This is a genomic window from Dyella silvatica (genome assembly GCF_026283955.1).
Classification (GTDB): domain Bacteria; phylum Pseudomonadota; class Gammaproteobacteria; order Xanthomonadales; family Rhodanobacteraceae; genus Dyella_C; species Dyella_C silvatica.
Window position 1 is genome coordinate 1 of sequence record NZ_JAPDPE010000027.1, and the last position, 26333, is coordinate 26333.

General features: G+C 50.3%; 21 protein-coding genes. 10 read left to right on the plus strand and 11 right to left on the minus strand.

All coding sequences use genetic code 11. From position 1 onward, the window contains the following. Both OUZ52_RS07440 and OUZ52_RS07445 read left to right on the plus strand, forming a co-directional pair. On the plus strand, window positions 1-1975 hold a 1975-nt coding region (locus OUZ52_RS07440), incomplete at its 5' end, for a glycosyltransferase (protein WP_266157752.1). 46 nt (window positions 1976-2021) lie between these two features. Further along, a complete protein-coding gene (locus OUZ52_RS07445; protein WP_266157788.1) occupies window positions 2022-4118 on the plus strand; it encodes a glycoside hydrolase family 99-like domain-containing protein in 2097 nt (698 codons plus the stop codon). A 12-nt stretch (window positions 4119-4130) separates the two neighbouring features. On the opposite strand, the gene galE is transcribed toward OUZ52_RS07445, so the two are convergent. After that, window positions 4131-5105: a UDP-glucose 4-epimerase GalE gene (gene galE, locus OUZ52_RS07450; protein WP_266157753.1), complete on the minus strand. Its 975-nt coding sequence runs from the start codon at window positions 5103-5105 to the stop codon at window positions 4131-4133. A 133-nt stretch (window positions 5106-5238) separates the two neighbouring features. On the opposite strand from galE, the gene OUZ52_RS07455 reads away from it, so the two are divergent. Both OUZ52_RS07455 and OUZ52_RS07460 read left to right on the plus strand, forming a co-directional pair. Beyond that, window positions 5239-5985: an electron transfer flavoprotein subunit beta/FixA family protein gene (locus OUZ52_RS07455; protein WP_266157754.1), complete on the plus strand. Its 747-nt coding sequence runs from the start codon at window positions 5239-5241 to the stop codon at window positions 5983-5985. Between the two features lie 21 nt (window positions 5986-6006). Continuing rightward, window positions 6007-6951 (plus strand): electron transfer flavoprotein subunit alpha/FixB family protein, encoded by a 945-nt coding sequence (locus OUZ52_RS07460; protein WP_266157755.1) that lies wholly within the window; start codon window positions 6007-6009, stop codon window positions 6949-6951. Between the two features lie 653 nt (window positions 6952-7604). Here the strand turns inward: OUZ52_RS07460 and OUZ52_RS07465 are convergent. Both OUZ52_RS07465 and OUZ52_RS07470 read right to left on the minus strand, forming a co-directional pair. Further along, window positions 7605-8267 (minus strand): hypothetical protein, encoded by a 663-nt coding sequence (locus tag OUZ52_RS07465; RefSeq protein WP_266157756.1) that lies wholly within the window; start codon window positions 8265-8267, stop codon window positions 7605-7607. Further along, the gene (locus tag OUZ52_RS07470; protein WP_266157757.1) at window positions 8264-9898 is read right to left on the minus strand and encodes a hypothetical protein; all 1635 of its coding nucleotides are present in this window, start codon (window positions 9896-9898) and stop codon (window positions 8264-8266) included. The genes OUZ52_RS07465 and OUZ52_RS07470 overlap by 4 nt, the downstream gene beginning before the upstream one ends. Window positions 9899-10589: 691 nt before the next feature. Here OUZ52_RS07470 and OUZ52_RS07475 point away from each other — a divergent pair. Further along, the gene (locus tag OUZ52_RS07475; protein WP_266157758.1) at window positions 10590-11666 is read left to right on the plus strand and encodes a methyltransferase domain-containing protein; all 1077 of its coding nucleotides are present in this window, start codon (window positions 10590-10592) and stop codon (window positions 11664-11666) included. A 709-nt stretch (window positions 11667-12375) separates the two neighbouring features. On the opposite strand, the gene OUZ52_RS07480 is transcribed toward OUZ52_RS07475, so the two are convergent. From OUZ52_RS07480 to OUZ52_RS07515, 8 genes are all read right to left on the minus strand, one after another. Then, entirely contained in the window at window positions 12376-13398 is a 1023-nt protein-coding gene (locus OUZ52_RS07480) for a methyltransferase domain-containing protein (RefSeq protein WP_266157759.1), read from the minus strand. A gap of 65 nt (window positions 13399-13463) precedes the next feature. After that, complete coding sequence (locus OUZ52_RS07485; protein ID WP_266157760.1) at window positions 13464-14495, minus strand: glycosyltransferase family protein; 1032 nt, start codon at window positions 14493-14495, stop codon at window positions 13464-13466. 158 nt (window positions 14496-14653) lie between these two features. Continuing rightward, window positions 14654-15976 (minus strand): rhamnosyltransferase WsaF family glycosyltransferase, encoded by a 1323-nt coding sequence (locus OUZ52_RS07490; protein ID WP_266157761.1) that lies wholly within the window; start codon window positions 15974-15976, stop codon window positions 14654-14656. 85 nt (window positions 15977-16061) lie between these two features. Next, window positions 16062-16937 (minus strand): class I SAM-dependent methyltransferase, encoded by an 876-nt coding sequence (locus tag OUZ52_RS07495; RefSeq protein WP_266157762.1) that lies wholly within the window; start codon window positions 16935-16937, stop codon window positions 16062-16064. Window positions 16938-16948: 11 nt separating this feature from the next. Beyond that, window positions 16949-17518, minus strand: a complete 570-nt coding sequence (locus tag OUZ52_RS07500; RefSeq protein WP_266157763.1) for a CatB-related O-acetyltransferase — start codon at window positions 17516-17518, stop codon at window positions 16949-16951. Then, on the minus strand, window positions 17511-18947 hold the full coding sequence (locus OUZ52_RS07505; RefSeq protein ID WP_266157764.1) for an ABC transporter ATP-binding protein: 1437 nt from the start codon (window positions 18945-18947) through the stop codon (window positions 17511-17513). The genes OUZ52_RS07500 and OUZ52_RS07505 overlap by 8 nt, the downstream gene beginning before the upstream one ends. Continuing rightward, entirely contained in the window at window positions 18937-19773 is an 837-nt protein-coding gene (locus tag OUZ52_RS07510) for an ABC transporter permease (protein ID WP_266157765.1), read from the minus strand. Before OUZ52_RS07510 ends, OUZ52_RS07505 begins: the two co-directional genes overlap by 11 nt. A 193-nt stretch (window positions 19774-19966) precedes the next feature. Further along, window positions 19967-21133, minus strand: a complete 1167-nt coding sequence (locus OUZ52_RS07515; protein WP_266157766.1) for a trans-sulfuration enzyme family protein — start codon at window positions 21131-21133, stop codon at window positions 19967-19969. A 270-nt stretch (window positions 21134-21403) separates the two neighbouring features. Between OUZ52_RS07515 and rfbB the strand changes: the two genes are divergently transcribed. The 5 genes from rfbB to OUZ52_RS07540 are packed head-to-tail and all read left to right on the plus strand — an operon-like array spanning window position 21404 to window position 26260. Beyond that, on the plus strand, window positions 21404-22471 hold the full coding sequence (gene rfbB, locus OUZ52_RS07520; protein ID WP_266157767.1) for a dTDP-glucose 4,6-dehydratase: 1068 nt from the start codon (window positions 21404-21406) through the stop codon (window positions 22469-22471). Continuing rightward, the gene (rfbA, locus tag OUZ52_RS07525; protein WP_266157768.1) at window positions 22468-23355 is read left to right on the plus strand and encodes a glucose-1-phosphate thymidylyltransferase RfbA; all 888 of its coding nucleotides are present in this window, start codon (window positions 22468-22470) and stop codon (window positions 23353-23355) included. The genes rfbB and rfbA overlap by 4 nt, the downstream gene beginning before the upstream one ends. Beyond that, window positions 23352-23909, plus strand: a complete 558-nt coding sequence (gene rfbC / locus OUZ52_RS07530) for a dTDP-4-dehydrorhamnose 3,5-epimerase (RefSeq protein WP_266157769.1) — start codon at window positions 23352-23354, stop codon at window positions 23907-23909. The genes rfbA and rfbC overlap by 4 nt, the downstream gene beginning before the upstream one ends. Continuing rightward, entirely contained in the window at window positions 23906-24841 is a 936-nt protein-coding gene (rfbD, locus tag OUZ52_RS07535; protein WP_266157770.1) for a dTDP-4-dehydrorhamnose reductase, read from the plus strand. Before rfbC ends, rfbD begins: the two co-directional genes overlap by 4 nt. Before the next feature lie 6 nt (window positions 24842-24847). After that, on the plus strand, window positions 24848-26260 hold the full coding sequence (locus OUZ52_RS07540; RefSeq protein WP_266157771.1) for a mannose-1-phosphate guanylyltransferase/mannose-6-phosphate isomerase: 1413 nt from the start codon (window positions 24848-24850) through the stop codon (window positions 26258-26260). Window positions 26261-26333: the final 73 nt, after the last annotated feature.

Consider the following 26333-nt stretch of genomic DNA (forward strand, 5'->3'; position numbering starts at 1 on the left):
GCATGAGTTTCAGTCACGCCCAATCGTTGATGACACCTTGTCGTTATTGCCTCTGGATGAACCTTTCACTTCCTTCGCCATTCCGCGTACAACGCACCCCCAGGTCTCTATCATCATCCCCATCCACGGCAAGCAGGCCTATACCTTGGCCTGCCTACGATCGATCGCGCTTCATGCCACGAAGACAACTTTCGAAGTACTGGTGGTCGACGATGCCTCACCGGACGACAGCGCGTCGGTATTGAGCCAAATCGACGGCCTGCAGCTGCTGAGCAATTCGCAGAACCTCGGTTTTATCGGCAGCTGCAATGCTGGGGCCGCCGCAGCTCACGGCGAGTTCTTGCTTTTTCTCAATAACGACACTCAAGTCACAGCTGACTGGCTGGATGCGTTGCTGCGCTGTTTTGCCGATCGCGCCGACTGCGGCATTGCAGGTAGCCGGCTGGTCTATCCCGATGGTCGCTTACAGGAAGCAGGTGGTTTGGTTTTTGCCGATGGTAGTTGCTGGAACATAGGCCGTTTCGAGCCCCGCGATGCGCCTGCCTTTCGCTATCGCCGAGAAACTGACTACGTCTCGGGCGCCTCGCTAATGATTCGTCGCGAAGTGTTTCAGCGCATGGGCGGCTTCGATACGCGATACATGCCTGCCTACTACGAAGACACCGATCTTGCCTTTGCCGTACAACAGGCTGGCTTAAAGGTGTACTACGAGCCCGCAAGTACAGTGATTCATTGTGAAGGCATCAGTGCAGGCACTGACCTCGACCAGGGCATGAAACGCTACCAGCGCATCAATCAAATCAAGTTCACAACAAAATGGGCGACTGAACTAGAAACACAACCACCTGCAGGCACGCCACTACATCAAGCCATACGCTCCCGCACGCGCGGTCGCAGTTTGGTCGTGGATGCCATCGCACCGGAACCGACTCGCGACTCGGGCTCATTGAGATTAAGCGCGATACTTCGTTTGCTCAATGAGCAGGGCTGGAGCGTCTGCTTTCTGCCTGACGATGGCCGTGCCAGTTCAGATGAGATCACCGCACTCGGCGCTCAAGGCGTCGAGGTATTGTGCCGGCCATGGGTTTCTGAGCTCCCGCAATGGTTACGCAAGCACGGCCCTGAGTTGCATGCAGCGATTCTTTGCCGACATACCGTTGCTGGTCAGTACGCCGACCTCGTGCGAAAGTACGCGCCTGAGGCAAAGTTGTTATTTGATACAGTGGACCTACACTTTTTACGTGAACAGCGTGCAGCCGATTTAAGCGGCAATGCCTCGTTAGCTCGTCAAGCGCAAATCTCGCGACAAAGCGAACTTGCGTTGATCCAACGGTCTGATGCCACCTTTGTAGTCAGCCCGCACGAACAAACGTTGCTTGCGCAAATGCTGCCACAGGCACGCGTCGAGTTGCTATCTAATATTCACGAAGTTCATGGTTGCCGACACCCCCATGCTAAACGTAAGGACCTGGTCTTCATCGGCGGTTATGGCCACCCGCCTAATAGTGATGCCCTTGGCTGGATCGTCAGCGAAATCCTGCCATGCCTGCGCGAAGCGCTACCTGATATCCGTTTGCACGTACTGGGTGATGTGCCTAGCACCATACGCCGCGAGCTTGCCACTCCAGGGTTGGAATTGCACGGGCGAGTGGCCGACCTAACGCCTTGGCTGGATAACTGCCTCGCCACGCTGGCCCCCCTGCGTTTTGGCGCTGGGGTAAAGGGTAAGATCAACATGTCGATGAGCTATGGTGTGCCAGTAGTCGCTACTCCGATTGCGGTAGAGGGTATGCAGCTGACCGATGGTGACAACGTATTAGTTGCAGCGGATGCTGCAGGCTTCGTGACCGCCATTACACATTTACAGCGCGATGGGTCTCTATGGAATCTACTCTCCCGACAGAGCCTAAATAACGTACGCCTACACTTCTCTGCCGAAGCCGCCGCCGCCACTTTACGACGCGTGCTGAATTGACCTCGATCGCACCAGCATCGACATCAACTATGCAACGCTCTTGCTGATGATTGCCATGTCCGTACGCGACTACGCCAAGCGCTGTCTATTCCAATTACTACGCGTCAGCTTCAGACTTACCCCGATGCCGATTGCCATGCGCGATCGTCTGCGTCAGCGATTCATAGATCATCATGCCAGCCTGCTGCCCAGGAGGCCCCGCGGTCAAATGATCGAAAATAATGCAGGTGGCAACACCGGCCTGCATCGTCCGCTGCAACATGTCGCCAATCGCGCCGTCGGCTATGTGCCTTATCGAGCTGGTTCTGTACAGACACCTTTACCGGTCACGCTGGTCGCGTTCTATCTACCGCAATTCCACCCAATCCCTGAAAATGATATTTGGTGGGGTCCTGGCTTTACTGAGTGGCGCAACGTGACTCGCGCCCTGCCACAATTCGAAGGCCACGCACAACCGCGCCTGCCCAGCGAACTTGGCTTTTATGACCTGCGCCTCCCGCAAGCCATGCATCAACAGATGCAACTAGCGCACGAATACGGCATAGGTGCGTTTTGCAGTTATTTCTATTGGTTTGCTGGAAAAACCTTACTGGAGGCCCCGCTACAGCAGTGGCTGAATGACTCTACATTAAGCTTACCGCTGTGCCTGTGTTGGGCTAATGAGAACTGGTCACGTCGCTGGGATGGCCGTGCCGATGACATTCTGATCGGTCAACAGCACAGTCCGGCGGATGATCTGGCGTTTATTGCATACGTATCGCGTTATCTGCGTGATCCGCGCTATTTGCGTGTGAATGGGAAGCCTCTGCTGCTGATCTATCGTCCTGGTTTACTGCCAGATCCGAAGGGCACTGCTGCACGCTGGCGAGAATGGTGTCTGGCGAACAACATAGGCGAAATTCATCTCGCCTATGTACAGAGCTTCGACCGCGTCGATCCGCGCACCATCGGATTTGATGCGGCAGTAGAGTTTCCACCGAACAACACTACGCTCACACCGATTACGGCACGGCAGCATCTGATTAATCCAGTTTTCCAAGGGGATGTGTACGACTGGCGAGACCTGGCTCACCAAGCCACAACGAAAAGCGATCCACCCTATCCGTTGTTTCCCGGTATCAATCCCGGCTGGGACAACGAACCGCGACGTAGTGGTGCGGGCCGAGTATTCCTCCACGCCTCACCGCGCGGCTATCGAGACTGGCTACGTCATGCTATCGACGTAGCGCTCAGGCGCGTACCGGCATCGCCGCTAGTTTTCATTAATGCTTGGAACGAATGGGCTGAGGGCGCAGTACTCGAGCCTGATACGCGACTCGGCCATGCTTGGCTGGAAGCTACTCGCAACGCCCTGCGCGACACGACTGAGGCCACTCCATTGCACGACCAACGTCCCTGCGCCGTCGTGCATATTTGGTACCTAGATGTTCTAGATGAAATCATCGATGCATTGAGGGCGACTCAACTCGACTGGCGCATCGTCATCACCACCGCCCACGAGCAAGAGCAAGCGATACGTGAACGCATAGCCACACTCGGTGTCGAAGCTGAGATTGCAGCCTTCGAAAATCGCGGTCGCGATATCCTACCGTTTCTGCATGTTGCCAACCGCCTGCTCGACGAAGGCGTTGAAGTCGTATTGAAACTACATAGCAAACGCACCACCCATCGCCAAGACGGTGCGGCATGGCGGCAAGAGCTCCTCGAGAAGCTGCTGTCAGCCGGACGAGCTCAGCACATTTTAAGCGCGCTTCGTACTGATCCATCCCTTGGCCTGATTGCCGCTGAAGGGCATCTACAACCACTTCAATGCTACTGGGGCGCCAATGAAGCCAACGTTGCTTACCTGTGCCGCCGCATCGGCATCACCAGCCCTGTGACCGAAACCGACCAGTTCATTGCTGGCAGTATGTTTTGGATACGATTAGCGGCTTTACGCCCCCTGCTTGATACGCACCTAGGTGTATGGGAATTCGAAGACGAGACTGGTCAGATCGATGGAACTCTTGCCCATGCGGTCGAACGCGTAATCGGTTTGGCCTCCACCAATGCCGGCTTCAGTACAAAAGACGCTGCCACTGTGTGCGGTCTATCAATCAATGAAGTTACACGCCCCTACCCTTATGCTCGCCGTAGCAGCTAGCGGACACCCCAATCAATATCGCGGCTGCTGATGCCAGCGCCAGGCATCTTCAATCATTGTTCTGATATTTGTAACCGCTGGCCTCCACCCCAGCAGCTCACGTGCCTTGGCACTGGAAGCGACCAAAGATGCGGGATCACCCGGTCGCCGGGCACTGAGTTTGAAGGCGATCTCGGCGCCGGTCACCTGCCGCGCCGCCGCAATGACTTCCAATACTGTGAACCCCTGTTCACCACCTAGATTGATAAAGTGCGCCCCCTCGTGATCTATCAGAAACTGGATCGCCCGCATGTGCGCCGAAGCTAAATCGTTGACGTGAATATAGTCGCGTATACAGGTGCCATCGCGCGTGGCGTAATCATCACCAAACACTTTCAAGCTATCACCCAAGCCCAGGGCTGCGCGCAAGACATTCGGAATCAGATGAGTCTCCGGCTCATGGGATTCACCTATTTCTCCTGAGGGGTCAGCGCCCGCTGCGTTGAAGTAGCGCAAGATAACCGAGCGTAAGCCATATGCCGCAGCCGCATCGGACAATATACGCTCAGCCATCAGTTTGCTGGCCCCGTAGGGATTAATTGGATGGGTCGGGTGACTCTCGTCGATTACATCGACAACGGGGTTGCCGAACACCGCAGCCGTTGACGAGAAGACTAATTTTCCGACGCCCGCCACACGCATTGCCTGGAGCAAGTTCAATGTACCGACCACGTTGTTCTGGTAGTAAAGATACGGCTCTGTCACTGACACCCCAGCCAAGGACAGCGCACAGAAATGCATCACCGCATCGAAACGATAGGTGCCGAATAAAGTCTGCAGCGCCGCCGGATCGAGTAGATCCCCTTGAACCAATGCCGTCGCACCTACCGCCTCGCGGTGCCCTGTCGACAGATTGTCAAATACCACCACATCGTGCCCATGCGCCGCCAGGTGCCGCACCATATGCGAGCCGATATAGCCAGCCCCGCCACAAACCAGAATTTTCATGCGGACTCCTTCAGCATAGGGGGCAAATCATAGTCAACAATGCCATTCGTGCCCGGATGGAGCATCAGTTAGAATAGGCTTTTGCATCATTATCCCTTGTGCGCCGATTGGCGCCCGGCTGAAGGAACCGCAGATGAAGATTCTGGTTGGCTATAAGCGTGTTGTAGATTACAACGTCCGCATTCAGGTCAAGCCCGATGGCACGGGCGTGGTCACCGATGGCGTGAAGCTCTCCGCCAATCCCTTTGACGACATTGCACTTGAAGAAGCTCTGCGTCTTCGCGAAAAGGGCGTAGCCGAAGAAGTCATTGTGGTCGGCATCGGCCCTGCCGATCTGACCGCGCATCTTCGCAATGGCCTGGCAATGGGCGCGAATCGCGCCATTCACGTCGTCGCCGCTGAAGCAGTGCAGCCACTCACCGCGGCCCGCATCTTGCTCAAGCTGGTTGAGAAAGAGCAGCCGGGCCTGGTCATTGTCGGCAAGCAGGCCATTGATGACGATGCCAACCAGACCGGTCAAATGCTGGCTGCGCTGTGGGATCGGCCGCAAGCCACCTTCGCAAGCAAAGTCGAGATAGCCGACGGCATAGCCAAAGTGACTCGCGAAGTTGATGCCGGCCTTGAAGTGATCGAAGCCGAACTGCCCGCCGTCATCACCACGGACCTGCGCCTCAATGAGCCCCGCTTCATCAAGCTGCCCGACATTATGAAGGCCAAGGCCAAACCGATCGATACCATCGAATTGGCAACGCTCAACGTCGAGTCCAACAATCATCTCCAGACCACCCACTATGCAGCGCCGCCCAAGCGCAGCAAGGGCATCATGGTCAAGGATGCGGCTGAGTTGGTCGCCGCGCTGAAGCAGAAGGGGCTGCTTTAAGCAGCTGCCCAGGAGACAGACATGAGCAAGATTCTGGTTATCGCCGAACACCTCAACGGCAAACTCAATCCCTCCACCGCCCGCGCCATCAGTGCCGCTCTCGCGGTAAAGCCGGAAACCATCGATGTTTTGGTGCTGGCCGACAACACCGATGCCATTGCCGCCGAAGCGGCGAAAATCAACGGCGTCAGCACTGTACTTACCATTGCTCGCACCGAGAACGCCCACCCATTGGCCGCCGTGCTGGCGCCACAAATTGCCAAGGCTGCCATCGGTTATAGCCACGTGTTCGCGCCATCCACCACATTTGGCAAGGATGTGGCGCCGCGAGTCGCCGCCCTGCTGGGCGTGGCGCAAGTCAGCGATGTCATGAGCGTAGAGTCCAGTCATACGTTCAAGCGCCCCATCTATGCCGGTAATGCCATCATCACCGTCGAGGCCGACACGAACCACACCGTAGTCGCCACCATCCGTACCGCCTCATGGCCGGCAGCCACGAATGGCGCGGGCAACGCGCCCGTGCAAGCGCTCTCACTGGATGTCGCACTGCCCTCTCACACTCGTTTCGTCGAATTGCAGCAAGGCAAGAGCGACCGCCCCGACCTGCAAAGCGCCGGCAAAGTCGTGTCTGGCGGCCGCGGCGTGGGCTCAAAAGAAAATTTCGAGATCATTTATAAATTTGCAGACAAGATCGGCGCTGCCGTAGGTGCCTCCCGCGCCGCGGTTGATGCGGGTTATGTGCCTAACGAGCTCCAGGTCGGACAAACCGGCAAGATCATTGCGCCGGAGTTGTACATGGCTATTGGCATATCGGGCGCCATCCAGCACCTCACCGGTATCAAAGATGCCGGCACCATTGTCGCCATTAACAAGGATGCCGAAGCACCGATCTTTGAGATTGCTGATATTGGTCTGGTTGGAGATCTTTTTAAGCTGATCCCAGAGCTTGAGCAGGCGTTAACATAGCGTCAACTTGCCCCTTGCTGAAAAAAGCACTGCATCTTATGCAAATTAGCGGGGGGGGGTAGTCCACAATATATGAGTACAAGTCGGTCGCGAATTTGCACTCTTCGCGACCGATTCTTTATGCATGGCACCGAGTTCGCTAAGGCAAACGATCAAACCCGGCTAGCATAGACAATAAATCTTTGCGATAAAGAGAATCGCAACCGCGTGTCCACTCGATCGGTAGTTATTGCATATCCGATGCCTATGGAGTGGAAGGTGATTTCGCACACTCAACACCATTGACAACTCGAGTCACAAAGCGCCATCCATCGATGGTGGATTCCAATCTTTCATAGAACGCATCATCCTTCTGCGAATGCGTATCGCGGTATAACGCAATCATCATTGGACAATTGATTCGGGATTATGGTCCCAAGCTTGTTGCTATAACACTAACCCGATGAGCTAAGCGCATGGCTGCTCCCCTTCAAGGATTTCATCGAGCCGGGGCGGATGTACGGAACACTTTCATAGAACGCCCCGAAGGCAGCAGGCTAGATCATGATATTCCTCATGACTGCCTTCCGATGCTGATACGCATCAGAGATCACATTCAAATGATGAGTCTAATACACAGCATCGATTCTACGCAGCATAGATCTAACTCGTGTTCAACGATGCGATTCTTTACCATTCAATGGTAGAAAGATGAATACCCCACTTAATCCGCATAGAACAATAAGAAGTATCTCACTACCCCAATATCTATTGGGCTCCATAACTAAAATAGAAAATATCAAGCTTTTACCAAGAGCATTACCATGCTGAAAAGCACCCGCGCTCGACCCATCAAGCCATGCCGTTACCGCCTGACCAGGCGGACTATCCACACCCTGCAGGACAATTACCAATTTCTTATGAAGAAGATCGCTTTTCTTCAAGCCATCAAAACAAAATCTATGATATGCATTATTAGCAACCAAACCGGCACTTGATAGCACCACCTTGTCAACATTGTTGATCCTCAGGGTCAGGGAAAATACGCCAGTATTTACCCTGTCATAGTAATTCGCCAATAAGACATCAGCGCATACCCCACCGTCATACGGGCTTGAACTAATAGCATCACTTACTAAGCCATCATCAATAGACTGCTCTAGCTTAAAACCACTCACTAACTCACCAGCAGGCTCACTAGCCGCCGCATGCTCGGGAAAAGATAGGAGGGTACGACTATCCTTCTTTGAAAGCGTCTGCCACAACGTCATATAGCAGAGCAAAGTAAAGATAAACAACCATAAACCCAATACCCCCCATTTCCGCAAGAAACTCATGACGATGCCCCATTATAAAATGGTATAACCTGACAAATAAAAGCCAGAAGCTCTGAGCAGGCCAATATAACAACCGAAATGTTAATAAGCATTGACGGCACACGCATTTTAATGAGTGCAATCGAAGCAGAAAGAAGCACCAAGGGAATGACCGGATATAGATACCTACCTTGCGTTGCGCGAACCTCTCCAAGAATGATATAGGTGTGATAAACATGGATCAAAAGAATGGATCCGAATACCATAAATATTATAAATCCATAAATAAATAACTTATCTCGCCCATCATTTATTAAAAGGACAAGGGGGAGTGACATAAAACCAAGAAAAATAGACGCCGACACAATGGCCGTAGTTAATATCCCACCTGCATTTAAATTGAAAAATAAAACAACTACAGACGTCGATAGAATAATAGTCAGCAAAAGCAGTAAGCGCTTACACAAAGAGACAATAGCCCAACTGCCAAGCCACGCCATTAAGTTGATTTTCTCCAAATTAATATCATCAAGCCTAAAGGCCTTTAAATAAAGATCGAACATCTTCCAAATACAAATACACGATGCAATCAAGACCACCAATGAAAATGCCACCAATGGAAATCCCGCCAGTGTATACATATGCATCGTAAAATGACGTGGCGCGGCATCTCCTTCCATTAGCAAGCTGCCGGAACCCGGAGTAACATCTAAAAACATGCCATAGAACCTACTGCTAAAATCATCAAATACATTATTCAAGTGGATATAATCTGCAAGACTTTTATTAAGTGGAATCGGTAGCACCGCTCTGTCCGTTTCTGATGTGTACAAAAATTTGCCGAATATCACAGCATTACGAATCATCCACATAAGCGGCACGAAAAAAGCCGTCATCGATATGCCCACAGCATGTTTCAGCCAGACTCTCTTAGGCAATGATAATTCAAGTAGAAGTATGGCAACCATTGGCACTGATAATGCCAGCGGCGTCATCACCTTCACCCCCGCAGCAAGTGAAAGCCATAATGCACACCAATAAGCGCACCTAATTTCACGATCCATGATATAGCGCGTAAAGTAATTTATAGCTATCGCGCAGAATAGAAACAAGGTTACATCGTGACTTGTCCCTGATGACAAGTTAGTCACCATCGGAATGAAACCAATTGAGGCGGCAACGGCAGCTGCCTTTGTTGCATCCAAGCCAATAACACTAAGAGTATTGAATAGAACCAATAATAATAGCGCGCCAGAAAGAGCTGAAATAATACGCGGGATACGCCATAAAATATCATTATCATTAGTAACTAGTTCACCGATCTTCAATGGCCATGAAGCTATCACATAATATATTGGTGGATGCTGAGAAATCCAATTCCTAGCTGGCTTCGCATTATTACTTTTCTCTAAGTAACCCATGACATCTTGTCCGATAACGCCACCCCTGCCCAAGACAGGAACTCCCTTTCCGTCTGCCAAATCCCTAGCATATGAATAATGACCAATTTCATCAGGCACTGCCCATAGAGGCGTTACATAAAAGGCTAGAAATAAAGATTTCACTAGAAAAATAAGTGATAAAAAGAGCATTGGAACCGGATAATTTCTAATATATTTTTCATTTATCATACATATCCAATTAAAGTTCATGTGCGGATCAAAACCAACTTATCAAAGTTGTGATGTATTAATGACAAATCTCACACATCTTTTATCAACGTGGCCTCAAAGATAGCACCATCGGATCGAACTTTTACCCCTTCTAAAATTACCTGTCGAAGTCACTCTCTGAAGAAAGGCTCTCGTACAATGCCGTCCCTCAATGAGGAGCGGATCCGACAATCTGCCCGCACTCAAAATTGCATATTTGGGCAAAGGCCTCACTCTCATATGAGATCTTTAATCGCCGATTTTTGACATGGATGATTGGCCAACTCCAAATCATGTCTGATGTGAGATAAATTGCTCTATTACATAGCGAGCAAGAAGCCCCTCAAGATCATACGATCCGGTCAACGAGGTACGCCAGTAAGACCCCTTGCTTCATCACAAATCAAATACAAACCTCAACCTTACGAATGCTACGTATGCGCCTCCATTTTTAACGCAAGATGGAGAACTGTACATTTCGAGGCCTCCAAGCATTACGCGACCGTGTATAGCTCATCATGGGCTGCCCAGATGCTGCTAGTGCCGCGATGCAAAATCATATCGGAGTCAAAGTCGTCCTCAACCTTTATCTAGACACACCTCATACGATATGAGCCCCGACAATTTTCGATAGCAGATCTCACCTACCGCGACTGTGATAGCATGCAGCTATTAAAGATGGAGCCTAAGAATGGAACGGCGACAGAAATTAATCACCGGACTCAATTTCAAGTCTGATGTAATAGCTGAGATCGGAGCTCTATGCAGCCCCCTTGTAACCAAGGCTGAGGCGGATGTACGTTTCATTGATTATGCGAGCGCCGAAGTGCTTAGAAAGCATTATTCAGGCAATCCCGGCGTTGACCCCGACCGCATTGTGGAAACAGATGCTATCTGGGGAGAGCAAACACTTTTTGATGCTCTTGGGCAGCGGGTCGATTTTATTCTTGCATCCCACGTCATTGAGCATGTTCCAGATCTTGTGACTTGGCTGAATGAGCTTCACTCGGCATTAAATGATGATGGGCAGGTAAGACTTGCAATTCCTGATAAGCGATTCACTTTTGATTTTTTACGTCGCGAATCTGAATTAAGTGACGTACTAGCCGCCTATATTGCATCTGCTCGTATACCCCAGCCTCAAGCTATTCTTGATTATTTATTGAATGCGACCCATGTTGATCATATAGCTGCATGGCGCGGCGAGGTGAGTAAATCAACACTTCAACGCCCGGATTCGTTTGCATCTGCTATGCAGAAGGCTGGCGAGGCGATTAAGGATGGAACCTATCATGATGCGCACTGCTGGGTATTCACTCCGGAGTCATTTGCAACTTTGCTTGAGCAGCTATCCATGCATGGTCTAATTAAATTTTCTTGTGATAATTTTTACGACACTGAACCAGATAATATTGAATTCTTTGTTTCACTACGTACGTCCAATGATGTCAGTGAAATGGCTGAAAGCTGGAGGCAGATGGCAAAAAGTGTTCGCCATAGCAGCCCATCCTCCATTGCCTCTCTTGAACGTGAGTTAATGAGCGCCATTGCGGACGCGAAGAAAAACGATCCTCGACCTGGTCCGGAGGAAGATTCACTAGATGAGCATCAAAATTTCTCTCTAATAGAAGCTGAATTACAGAGAACCCGTGAATCACTTGAGCGCGCTGTTAGAGAAATCCGCTTACTAAAGAAATCGAACTCATGGCGGCTAACACAACCATTACGTTCAATGGCCGGCGTGTTTCGTCAGTTAAAGAATAATTGACTTTAACACCTTACCGGAAGCGATAAGACAGCTTCCCGCCTTCGTCTGTTTTCAAAGCAAGTTGATCGCCAACGTGTAATGTCCTAGACGGGGTACTACAGGCTCGGGAGATATCGCCCTCAGCAGCTCGGCGTTATGTAACGGTCGACCGCTCAGGAGTGGGCCAGGGTGTCACTGTAGCGAGCTCCGCAGCACCCACCCTGTGTAGAGTCAGTGATAATTTGCATTATTCGTTTATCGTCGCTAGGGACGTTCTATACATATAGTTGACCGATCGCCTGCCGTGCCCTGCAAGCGGAATCACTATGCTAGGTAGCCGCTAGAGGAGGACGCTCTGAGCTCTGGCTTATAGCCATTACACCGGACAGTAAACAACGGCGGAAAGCGACAATTCGTGCGACAGCGCGCGGCCAATTGCAGGAAAGCTCCCCACCAGTGCGATCATTGGTCGTCGAACGCTCGCTCGCCTAGCTCGGGGAAGTGCTGGCCGCTGTGGAAAAATGGGAAACATAAGCTCAAGCCAGCTTGACCTTGCTCGCCTCGCTGTTTAGAAAATCTTGCGCGGGCTCCAAGCCCCTTGTCGAAACAGCAGCAGATCAATATTCAACGCCATTACACGTGCAGTAGAAAAACTGCGAGCCTAGCGGAAACACAACTCAAGTGAACGTTTTTCCGCATCGTGTTTGGAACGCCGGAATCTAAGATTAATTCACGCAGAGAAGAAGCGCCTGATCGCACGTAATGGTGCTGTCAGCTTCCACGATGAAGAGTGCTTAATCAAATCCAACTCCGAATTTAATTTATCTAAACGTGAAGACATGATCTTTAAAGACGAGCTGTCTGCACCGGACTCGAATGTACACGCCCTCTCACTTTCGTCACCAGAGTTGGCAAGAGCCTTCTCGTCGTCAACTAAATTGCCATCAACAGCGTCAATCATCGACTGCCACGAACTTATAACTTTATTGACGTCAGACACATACTTCATGCTTACGATGAATTCAATCTCATAATGCTCTGTATCAGAGAATCTTTCACATGCCAAGCTGTTTAGACCCAACTTAGTCATTTCAATGAACAACATCGCAAACGATCTAGGTGTAAAAACCCAACAATGAACATCGTGATAATTTTTATTTGTGACAGCATCTGTCGCAACATTTATCGCGTCATGCAAAGAAAAATCACGAGATAACTTGTCCGGGTCAATCAAGCCATCCCAGGAAGAAATATTATCAACGGTAACCTTATTAATCATGAAATCGATAATAGCGTGCGGCTGCGGAATTCGTGCACGCATAAAATTAGCAGCCACTACTTCGCTTAACTTTGTCTCTTGACGAAGATAATCAAATGTAAATCTCTTATCAGGAACAACAAGCCTGATCTGCCCATTATTATTCAGAATCGACTGAAGTTCTTGAAGCCATGAAATGAGGTCAGGAACATGCTCTACCACATGGGAGGCGATAACATAGTCAACCTTTCGCTCTGAACCAATGGCCTCAGCTAAAGTCTTCTCACCCCAAATTGCGTCAACATGAACAATGTTTTCAACATCTACATGCGAGTCTTCCGCATACCTCTTCTTCAAGGTGTCAGTATCCGCATAATCGACATATATGACTTCGCCATCTCCACGAGAGACTATTGGGCTACAAAGTGCGCCAATTTCCACACCAAGCAAGCTCCTGACATCAAGACCCGCTAGTATCTTGTCCCTGCGCGACATAACTATTCTCATTTAAATTAATTTAAATTCTATCGATTACCACACAAGAAACTATCCCAAGTAGATCAGTCTTCTCCTCTGACATCACCGAATAAGACGTGCTTGATCTGCTCTAATTGACCCGCCCAACTGTATTGCAGTGAAACATCCCGCCGAGCCTTTACAACCATGTCGCGATATCTACCATCGCTTAATGAAGTAATAGCATCACCTAAACGTGCCGCCCATTCTGTACTTCGCGCTAGATATCCATTTGACTCGTTAGCGATAGCATTAGCATATGTGTACGTAGGCGTTGCAATAGTAAGTGAACCAACCACTGCAGATTCAAAATATTTAAGCTCAGACTTGCAATTAGTGAAACCGTTATCAAGCAAGGGAACAATGTTAATTTCTACCAATGACATGATTCGTTGCAAATTAATAAAATCGTGCAACGGAAGCGAAGTAACGCGGTCTGAAAATTCTGCCAGACCACCTCTTAGTTCCAAAAAACCGACAACTAGAAGGCGTACCTCAGGGAACTTTTTCATCACACTAGCTATCGCTTCAGATGCGATAGCGAAATCATGGTTATGTGTGGGTGTCCCACTAAAGTAACCGATATGAATTTCATTATTTCTGGCAAAATTGCTTGCCTCTTTTTGATGAAAAATAGCGTCCGATATTTCAAATTGCTCTTTATTAATAAAATTTGGGATAACATCGGCTTGCAATCCCGAAAATTCAGTTATGCGATCCCCAAGAAATTTATTGGTCGTGATTGCGCCATCGCATAATTTCAACGTCGCGCCAATTCTACTTATATAAGCGAACCAATGATCCCACACCCCTGGATGATTTAAATCCTGATCCAATGTTTTCAATACGAGATGCACATAGTCGGTATTAAATACCAAATCGTCCACATCAAATAGTACGCGCTTTCCTTGGGCTCGAGCACGCGTAATCATTTCATTGAGATGATCATCGTAACGCGTTCGGCAAATAACAATTACATCCGCATTGTCAACAATCTTGCGATAATGTTCTGCATCAGCATTGCAAAAATATGCGGCACCAATCTGGTCACCCAGATTGCTAAGTACCTGGATCATGTTGTAAACACGATAACGAAATGTGCTCGTATCCGGCTTCTCATAGAAGTACGCAACATGACGCTTACCAGCGCATAAGTCGCGGAATCGTGCCTGGAAGCTACTAGTCCAAGGGTCGCTGTACTTACGTGTAGATTCGTGGATATAAAACATAATTTTTAACCCAAAAAGTCAACTGCCGCCGCCAGACTCTCGCTCCATGAGCGGGCCATTCGATTCTCTGCGTAACGTTTTGTTCGCAACCCAGCATCTGAAACTCTGGCAACACCCATTTGAAGCCCCTCTACAAGTTCGTTTACGTCAAGATCTGAAAGCAGAATATTCTCTGAGTACATTGACAAATCTTGTTTTAGACCAAACTTGTTAGTCAGGACTATCGCACCTGAGGCAGCTAAATCGAGCGGCGGATAACTTGGATGTGGGGTTGCCATCAGACAGAAACCCAAATCTATATCACGTATAAATTTCCCGTATTCACTCCATTCCATAGTAGGAATTATTTCCGGCTCCAACGTCCCTGCCAAGATCACTTTTGGGACATCCTTACCCACTAGGATAATCTCCCACTCGTCCGGATTTATTATATTTTTCGCAACAGCCTTATCGAGAACTTCAATCCCTCGATAGAACAAATTCCTATAATTGTTTGGCCTCGCATAGAAGAAGAGCCGATACTTCGGCCTTTCAGCATAGCCAGCGTTCTTGAAGTAAATTGAAGAAGGAAATGCCGGCTCAAACCAACGCGCATTCTTCTCTAAATGAGTCAGGCCTGTTGCCACCAGGTGATCGAATAGCAGTTCGGTATTAATCATGAAGCGAATATCTTTTCGCATCATGACCTCATTACAACGAAGCCATTCGTCCCCATGAGGATAAAACATGCGCTCATCCTCCTGGAGTAAATAATCAACTTTGTGCGGAGAAATACTTCCCAAAACAGATAGAGTTGTCCACCATGATGTCGTGAGAAATCTGTCCCCATCACAAATATCAAGCTGTGCGCTTTGGTCATTTACATCGACGAATGCAAACTCCACATTGCCCTTGAACTGAATGCCGCCGCACTCAAGCACTTGCGAGAATCCATTCGCAGCGGCTGCTTGTGTCCGCGTGACAATGCGTAGAACTGCGCCACGCTTATTTGCCAGCACAGCGGCCATTAATATCGCAGTGCCGACGCCACCAAATAGGCTCCCCTCGTTAATACTATCAGTAACTAAGTTAAGGCGAATTTTGGGCCCTGGGGCGGTATATACAGGCAACGGGCGAATCGCCGGAAAGCGGCTATCAATTAGATCGCTCGTGAACTTTGCGCCTCCATCGCCAGCACCAATGTATTGCTGTACCCGGGCAGGGAGCCAATTAACTTCAGTCGCAGACTTGAGAGGTTTGGCCCGAACCAGAACTTCGACGCCACGGACAATTAAAGCCCTTATGCCGTGCTCGCGCCTGTACCAACGAATTTTTTCAATTAGCCGCATATCTTTGCCTGAGTTATTTTATTCAAACTAATTTCTTTCATAAGCTAACAGCTCATTAGCTTCCTCTGGGACTAATTATGAATTTTCACAATTGTTCGTCCGATTCATTACCTGACCCAGATTTATTTTCTAAATGAGAGGCTTCCAAATCGTTAATTTTTGCTTTCGATTCAGCTAAAGCAGCATCCTTCTCCACTACAGCCTGCTCTAGTTCAGATATGCGTTGACCGAATTTTCCAACCTCTTTCTTCCACCACTCGATGTCAGCTCTATAACTGATGCCGGTTCCAAGAGTTGAAAAAAGGCTATTTATCAAAGCACCCCGGCCGTTTTCTGCATCTATCGCCAGTGCCTGAACTGACTCAGGGGCCTCCTTACCCACGATGAGTACGCCTAGGCCATGTGAATGAACGAACTCAAAGGAAGGGTATACCTTCGATATCTCGGACCAGAACTCCCAGACACCAAAATTTCGTTCTCTTACATTTGTATCGTGGAACAGAACAATTCCCCGAACAGACATTTTAGATAACCATGTCTCGAAATCGTGCCTAACTGCTTCGTATGTATGCAAGCCATCAATATGAAGAAGATCAATTGATCCGTCTGCGAAATATTCGACTGCGTCATCAAACGTGGTTCGCATCAAGCTGGAGAAGCTGGAATAATGCAAATCGTGGTATCGACTAAGTGTCGTATAAACCTCTTCACCGTACTCTTCGCTGTGAACATCCCCTTTCCAGGTATCCACTGCAAATGACTTTGCCTCTACTCGATTCTCGAGAAGCGCCTGGCAAAATGCAAAATATGATGCCCCGTGGTGTGTTCCTAGTTCTACAAAAACCCTGGGCCTAAGCGCTTCAATGAGCCATGCCGCAAATGGAATATGCCCGGTCCAGGCGCTTATCGGAAGATTCCGCGGTTGTATAAACGCACTACTATTTAAGCTAAAGCTGGTCATGGGCTTGGTCTTCAGTCGCTTTGAATTAAAGGGTCTTGTTCACAGCTTTTTATGAAGTCATCGATTCTCGGACTACAAAGCAAATCCTCATACGCTTTAATTTTGTCCAAAGGCCAGTCCCACCATTTAATTCTGGTCATGCAATCAATTTGCTCAGCTGTGAATCGAGATCTGACGTATACCGCTGGGTTGCCTGCCACCACGTGATAGGGAGGAACATCTTTTGAGACTACGGCTCTGGCCCCAATAATCACGCCATCTCCTACGGTGACCCCAGATAAGATAGTTGCGCCATGCCCAATCCAAACATCATTCCCAATTCGGGTCGGACCTTTTGACTTAGGATGCCCGTCAAGTCCCGCCAAAGGACTACCTAATGCAATCCGAAGCGGAAATGTCGTAACCCAATTGGCATTGTGCTCACCACCGCCAAATATGTAGACATCGTCGGCAATGGAGCAGAATGCGCCTATCTCAATACGTTCATCATCTGACCATAGCCTAAATATCGGGCTTCCATAACTAAAACGGCCTACTTTAACGCGGAGATCTTGGGGTACCAGCGGCGGAATGTTACTCACGGCGTTCATCTACGCTAGGGACAACATGCATCTTCACATCGTCGAATGGAATTCCGACTAACCCATATCGCAACTTCGTAGAAGATACGCGGATGAGTACAGCGTCATGAAGCCAATGATGTTGGATGTTGTCCCAAGGATCACCTTCAGCAACGGAGACTGTCATTGAGTACTCACCATCAGGTAAAAGCGGCAAGGTAAATTTGAACGAAGCTTCTAGAATGTCGCCAGCCTGCGTACTCAGCGCAGGTTGAACATGCGTATACGTATGCTCTCCAAACAGCGACTGCCCCAGGCGATCTTTGACGAAGAAGCCAAGGATTGGACTTGAAACAGCTTGCAATGTTTTTGCAACTATCGTCAGCCGTACCTTTTCGCCGCCTGCAAATACCGTGACAGGCTCTCCCTTAAGGTCAGAAAGCGTGACTGACTCGATGTAAGCAGAATCAGATTTCCAACCGTCCGAGTGAGCAATATTGTCAAAAAGCACGACCTTGACATCTTTGTCCACCCTCGATGCCTCAGCCTCGGTCGACATTGCTTCGACTTGACTATCCTCACCAAGCCGCCTCTGCTTAAGAGCTCTGATCTTTACCGTATCGCCGTAAATTTCCTGGGCACAATACTCAAGATAGGCGTTGGCCACTTCTTGAGCGGAACCCTTCATTCTAGAAACGCCATGGTCAAGCCAGATAGCTGATTGGCAGAAATTTATCACCGCACTAGAGTCATGACTGACAAATAGAAGCGTGCCGCGCTCTCGAAATGACCTAAGAAAGCGCATACATTTTTGGACAAAAACAGCGTCCCCTACCGCCAAAGCTTCATCAATCACTAAGATATCAGCGTTTACGTGGGCAATAACCGCGAATGCCAGCCGCACATACATTCCGCTTGAGTAAACCTTGACAGGTTGATTGATAAAGTCGCCAATATCGGCGAATGCAATTATATCCTCGTAACATGAGTCAATTTCCTCCCGGCTAAGCCCGAGAATCGTTGCACTCATGTAGACGTTTTCGCGCCCAGTGAACTCAGGATTAAATCCGGCGCCTAGCTCAAGCAAGGCGGCAATTCTTCCATTAACTTCAACACTGCCAGCAGTGGGTGAAAGCGTTCCGCATATAAGCTGCAGTAAGGTAGATTTACCCGAACCATTTCGGCCTACAATTCCAACAGCCTCACCTCGCTTTATTTCAAATGACACTCCCTTTAGTGCCCAGAACTCGTGATGGTACTGTTTAACCGCTTGCCCAAAAAACTTCTGTACCCGCGGATACAACGATTGTTTTAGTCGATCCGCTGGCTTCTCGTAAACATGATAAACCTTGGATACATCGCGCACACAGATGACCACATCTGAATTCAGAGAAGCAGCTGATTCAGCGGACTGAGTATCTGACGTGAAAACTTTAATTTCAGAGGACATCGGCAAAACCTTTACGCATTTTCTGAAACACGACGAAACCCATCCACGCGATTATCAAGCCCAAAGCCATCGCGACACACCATTGTTCCATATCGGGAATTTGCCCGTAAATTAAAGCCTTCCTGCCTTCTTCGATAATGAACGTCAAGGGGCTTAGTTTCATCCAAATTTGGAAATTAGGCGGTAAGCTAGAAAGCGGATAAACAATGGGAGATATAAAGAATAGAATGCTGGTAAATGTTGTAGTTACTTGGCTGATGTCTCTAACGTAAACACCTAGCGCAGCGAGAGCAAATGAAAAACCCATAATTGTAAATATCAGCGGCACTAATATCACTGGGAAGAATATTGCCGTCCATGGAACGCTGTGCCCAAGAGCAAGCTGCACAATTAGAAGCACCACAATGCTGACCGTCGCGTGGAAAAGTGCTGAGCCCAGTACAATCCACGGAAGCGCCTCCAACGGAAATATCACTTTTTTCACATAACTGGTGTTCGAAAGTATTAGTACTGGCGCGCGATTAATGCATTCAGCAAAAACAGTGTGAATAATCAAGCCAACAAAAAGTACAATCGCAAAATCTGCTTTACTTTCACTACTACCAGCCGCCCCACCCCAACGAGCTTTAAATACCACTGAAAACACAAACGTGTATATGACAAGCATTAATAGTGGATTTAAGAAAGACCATATCAAACCAGCCATCGACCCTCGGTAGCGCCCGATAACTTCCCGTTTAGCCATCTGCTGAATAAGCCGAAAGTTCTTGACTAAGCTTGATATCAAGCTAAGAATCGATGTTGAGTAAGCTTGACTAGGATTCATTAAGTTTCTCAGGAAAATTTCGATTTAAATGATTCATTGAAGCAATCGGCACAACGCACAATGCCAATTACCGGATATCGCAGGCCATTGGTCAACGAGATACTCTTGCGCTGAAGCTCGTCAGTTTTCGAAGCCAAGCGCTTGTTTATTGACCAAAAATTATTAGCCACTAGCCAAATATCCTTGACCAAAATCAACTCAATGCATATTTCAGCTCGCGCTCCAAATCAGCAATGTCTTCAACTCCAACTGATAACCGAATTAAGCCATCACTAATCCCAAGGCGCTTGCGATTAATCAGTGGCACAGACGCATGCGTCATTAGAGCAGGATGCTCTATTAAGCTTTCGACACCACCAAGTGACTCAGCTAGTGCAAAAAGTTCGCAACGCTCTAGCATCCGCTTGGCTTTGCGAAGGCCACCTTTAACCACAATGCTGATAATCCCGCCGTACCCTGCCATCTGCCGCTTTGCTAATGCATGCTGTGGATGACTTTTCAATCCAGGGTAGATAACTCGTTCAATAGCATTATTTTTTTCCAGCCACTGCGCTAAATGAAGAGCGCCAGCGCAATGTGCTTTCATGCGTAGATGCAGCGTCTTCAAACCTCGCATAGCAAGAAACGCATCAAAGGGCCCCGACACGGCTCCCACCGAATTTTGTAGAAATCCCATTTGCGCAGAGAGTGCCGCGTTCTTAGCCACTACGATGCCACCGACCATATCGGAATGACCATTGAGATATTTAGTGGCTGAATGCAGTACAAGATCGGCACCATGCTCTAGAGGACGCTGGATCATGGGCGAACAAAAAGTGTTATCGACGACGAGAATGATTCCATTTCGTTTAGCAAACGCTGCAATTTTTGCTAGATCAACTAATTTGAGCATCGGATTAGTAGGGGTCTCCGCCCAGATCATCCGTGTGTTTGGTTTTATTGCAGCCCTGAGAGCAGCGGTATCATTGAGATCTACAAAGGTGAAATCCAGCCCAGCTGAGCGACGTCGCACCTTCTCAAATAGACGGTAACTGCCACCATAGAGGTCGTCCATGGCGATGACGTGGCTTCCCGAATCGAGTAGATCCAGCACGGTAGCCGCCGCTGCCAGCCCCGAACTGAAAGCAAAACCTGCATCCCCGCCCTCAAGTTCAGCTACACAACGCTCATAGGCCATCCGCGTCGGGTTCTGTGTTCGGGAATATTCATACCCTTTATGCACACCGGGGCTTTGTTGCACATAGGTCGAAGTCGCATAGATTGGCGTCATGATCGCGCCAGTTGATTCGTCAGGCCGCTGTCCTGCATGGATAGCCAATGTCCCAAGGCCAAACCTGGGCTTGCTCACTGCGATCTTCATACGAAACCTTCACAGCTCGTTCCCGAGGCTGCCTCAATGATGTAAAGGTGGTCATATTAGCTTGCTGGAGTTGCTCATGACCTCTCCAAGTTGGGGCAATGTTCAGAGAAGCCCGAATCTGGAGCCCAGCGATCCCTATCCAAGCTGAAGGGGCAACTTTCATCAGCTTGGTGCCGGCACAAAGAACAGGCATTATTGCGGCACTTCACTCTGTGCGGGACGTAAATTTGGACCCGTGCACTCCCTGAAATCGGAACACGGATGAACTTGATGAGCAATATCAATCGGGCGCAGACTCTTTTTGTCACTGGCGGCGCAGGCTTCATCGGCGCCAATTTCGTATTGCAGGCAATAGCCGACGGGCTACGCGTCATCAATCTGGACAAACTGACTTACGCCGGCAACCTGGGCACGTTGGAAAGCTTGCGAAGCAACAGTCGACATGTCTTTGTTCACGGGGACATCGGCGATCGGGCTCTGGTCACCGCCCTACTGAATGAGCATCGTCCCGACGCCATCATCAACTTTGCAGCAGAGTCCCACGTCGATCGCTCAATCGATGGGCCGGCAGCCTTTGTTGAAACCAACGTTGTTGGCACTCTGGGTCTACTCGAATCTGTCCGCGACTACTGGCGCAGCCTTCAAGATGACGGCAGGGCAGCATTTCGCTTTCTGCATGTATCGACCGATGAGGTTTACGGATCCCTCGGCGCAGAGGGTAAATTTACCGAACAAACGCCTTACGCTCCCAACTCACCCTATTCCGCATCCAAAGCCGCATCGGACCACTTGGTTCGTGCATTTCATCACACTTATGGCCTCCCGACGCTAACCACAAATTGCTCGAACAACTATGGCCCTTATCAGTTTCCAGAAAAACTGATACCGCTGGTCATCCAGAAAGCGTTAGCTGGCGAAGCACTACCCGTCTATGGCGATGGCCGCAACATTCGCGACTGGCTGTATGTTGGCGACCATTGCACAGCAATCCGTCGGGTTCTTGAGGCTGGCCGTACGGGTGAAACATATAACATTGGTGGCAATGCGGAGCGCGAAAACATTCTGGTGGTAAGAACCATATGCGCTTTGCTGGACGAGCGACGTCCTCTTGCGCATCTTGGAAAACGTGAATCACTAATCACTTACGTCAAAGATCGCCCCGGGCATGATCGCCGCTACGCTATCGACTCAAGCAAGCTACAGAACGAGCTTGGCTGGCAGCCTTCACAGACGTTTGAAAGCGGTATTGAACACACTATTGACTGGTATCTGGCCAATCAACCTTGGTCGGACCGCGTGCTTGATGGGAGTTATCGCATGGAGCGCCTGGGCTCATGAACTCGCATAAGGGCATCATTCTCGCAGGCGGTTCCGGTACTCGGCTTTATCCGATTACGCAGGCAGTAAGCAAACAGCTGCTGCCCGTGTATGACAAGCCGATGGTCTACTACCCGTTAGCTACTCTCATGTTGGCTGGTATCCGGCAGATCTTGATGATCAATACTCCTCATGAGCAGTCATTATTTCAACGACTGCTCGGTGATGGTTCGCAATGGGGTATCGACATTACCTATGCTGTTCAGCCCTCACCGGATGGCTTAGCACAGGCTTTTATTATCGGTCGTGATTTCGTCGGCCAGGATCCCAGCTGCCTGGTTCTCGGTGACAATATCTTCTACGGGGTGGGACTGACCGAGCGCTTCAAGAGAGCAGCCGCACGCACGCACGGCGCCACTGTATTTGGGTATTGGGTGAGGGATCCAGAACGCTATGGCGTAGCTGAGTTTGATGCTAACGGCCGAGTCATCGGCTTGGAGGAAAAGCCCGCTCAACCCAAATCCCACTACGCCGTAACGGGTCTTTACTTTTACGACGGTCGCGCCTGCGACTATGCAGCAGAGCTAAGGCCATCGCCACGTGGCGAACTGGAAATTACAGACTTAAATCGCCGCTACCTGGACGACAACTCCCTGCATCTGGAGCAACTCGGGCGAGGCTACGCATGGTTGGACACCGGCACGCATGAATCACTCATGGAGGCGGGCAACTACATTCAAACCATCGAACATCGACAGGGCTTGAAGATTTGCTGCCCGGAAGAAATCGCTTATCTAAGCGGGTGGATTGATGCCGAACAACTGCTGCGATTGGCTGCACCGCTCGCCAAAACTGGCTATGGGCAATATTTGCGCAATTTGACTGAACAGGGTTACGTACGATGAAAGTCATCGAGACATCGCTTCCCGGAGCCTTGATTTTGGAGCCGCAGGTCTTTGGTGACGCCCGAGGCTTTTTTTACGAGAGCTACAGCAAAGCTAAATTCCTCGAAGCCGGCATTACCGCAGAGTTTGTGCAATCCAACGTGTCTCGCTCGGCCAAGGGTGTATTGCGGGGCCTGCACTACCAGTGGCCGAACCCACAAGGCAAGTTGGTCAGTGTGCTTGAGGGTGAGGTCTTCGACGTAGCCGTAGATGTCCGCCGCGGCTCACCGCATTTCGGCAAGTGGGCAGGTGTCATGCTCAGTGCCGAGAACAAACGGCACTTCTGGGTACCGGAGGGTTTTGCACATGGTTTCTGTGTGCTTTCCGACTTTGCCACCTTTACTTATCAATGCACGGCGCTTTACGACCGTGAGGCGGATGCCGGTGTACGCTGGAACGATGCCGCCATTGGTATTGACTGGCCACTGAGTCACCCCCTGCTTTCAGACAAAGACGAGAAGGCTCCTCTGTTGAAAGATGTGCCCGAACTCCGTTTGCCGGAACTACGTCGTTGAATATTCTTCTGCTAGGCGCGAACGGCCAGCTGGGTCGCACCTTCCTCAAGCATGGTGGCTTGGCTAAACGCGGCACGTTGATCGCAGCCAGCCGTGATGGAAAACTTATCGACGGCGGTACTGGCGAGATAGGCGACCTCGCCCTATTGGACAGCCTTGTCGCCCTGCTCGATCGCACACAACCTGACGTCATCGTCAACGCAGCGGCTTATACCGCAGTCGATCGCGCAGAACAGGAAGAAGATCTGGCAACTCGCGTCAACGGCCTTGCTGTGGGCGTGCTTGGCGAATGGGCATCCAAGCACGGCGCGCTCGTACTGCACTACTCCACCGACTATGTGTTCGATGGTCGAAATCCCCAGCCCTATGCAGTGGATTCGGCAACAGATCCACTTGGCGCCTATGGCCGCAGCAAACTCGTCGGAGAACAAGCGCTGCGAGCCAGCCATGCCGACCACCTGATCTTCCGTACAGCCTGGGTCTATGCCGCCCATGGACAGAACTTTCTTCGCACCATGCTGCGCCTGGGCAGCGAACGCGAAGAGCTGCGCGTGGTCGCGGATCAGCACGGAGCCCCCACGTCGACTAACTTGATCGAACGTGCGAGCTTGGCTGCGCTTGATCGCTGGATCGGCTCATCTCAGGAGCAACGACGTCACTTGATCGGCACTCATCACCTGGTCGCCAGCGGCACGACCACCTGGCATGGCTTTGCCGCCAAGATTTTCGATCAGGCCGCCGAGCATCAGCTCATGGCGCGCAAACCCCGGGTCGCCGCCATTACTACCGCCGACTTTCCCACTCCAGCCAAACGTCCAGCCTATTCAGTGCTGGATAATTCCGGCTTTCAACAACACTTCGAATTCACACTCCCCGATTGGCGTGAGGGCCTAGGCGAAGTGATTGATGAACTCACCACTACGGCGAATTGAACGGCCATGTTGATCCCACTGATTCTAAGCGGCGGTAGCGGCACTCGACTCTGGCCAGTATCACGTAAGAATCTGCCCAAGCAGTTCTTATCCCTCACTGGTGAGGGGACCCTGTTCCAGCAGACGATTACCCGTACTCGCAAGCTGCCCCATGTAGCTGCGCCCATTATTGTCGCCAGTGAAGATCATCGCTTCCTCGCTGCCGAGCAATTGCTCGAATTGGACATTCAAGACGCCACCATCGTCCTGGAGCCCATCGCAAGAAATACCGCACCGGCGATTGCACTCGGTGCCATGCATGCACTTGAGCGCGATCCCAATGCACTTTTGCTGGTCCTGCCGGCAGATCACCTGATCGGTGACACACAGAGTTTTACCGATGCGGTACAACGCGCGCTCCCTGCCGCCCATCAGGGCTGGCTGGTCACGTTTGGGATTCGTCCAGATCGCCCTGAAACAGGCTTTGGTTACATTCGCCGCGCGGAAGCGATTGGAAGTGATGCCTTTCATGTCGGACAGTTCGTCGAAAAACCTGATCTGGTTACTGCCGAGTCATATCTTGCTGACCGCAGTTACGACTGGAACTCGGGGATGTTCTTGTTTAAGGCTTCGCGCTACCTCGACGAACTGGCCGAACACGCGCCAGAAATGTATGACACAGTGCGCATCGCACACGCGTCGGCAAAGATTGACCTCGACTTTGTGCGTGTCGATCAAGCGACCTTCGCCAAGGTGCCGGATAACTCCATCGACTATGCCGTCATGGAGAAAACAACACGCGCGGCTGTCGTACCGGTGAGCTGCGAATGGAGCGATATCGGATCGTGGTCCGCACTTTGGCTAGCAGGTATGCGCGATGCGGAAGGAAACCTGCGCGAAGGCGACACGATTGCCGTTAGTACCCACAACTCCTTACTGCGCTCACATGATCGCCACCTCTTGGCTACGGTTGGGGTCGATGACTTGATCGTGGTGACTACGCCAGATGCCACGCTGATCGCACACCGTGATGCCGCACAAGATGTGAAGCGGGTGGTCGACGAATTGAAAGCTTCCGGCCGCAGCGAGCACTCGCTGCATCGCGTCGTGCGCCGGCCATGGGGCAGCTACGACTCGCTTGAGTCGGCCGACCGCTTCCAGGTCAAACGTATCGTGGTGAAGCCCGGCGCGGCACTGAGCCTGCAGAAGCATCATCACCGTGCCGAGCACTGGATCGTGGTTTCCGGCACGGCCGAGGTCACCTGCGACGAGAACGTATTTCTGCTTGGCGAAAATCAAAGCACCTACATTCCGTTAGGCAGCGTGCATCGATTGCGCAATCCGGGCAAGGTGCCGCTGGAGATCATCGAGGTGCAGTCAGGCAGTTATCTTGGCGAGGATGACATTGTCCGGCTCGAGGATGTCTACGGTCGCTCTTGAGCTAACGCGTCGCTCGCAACAAAAGCGCACCTAGGTGCGCTTTTTGTTTGTGGAAGGGAAATGAAGTTCTTTC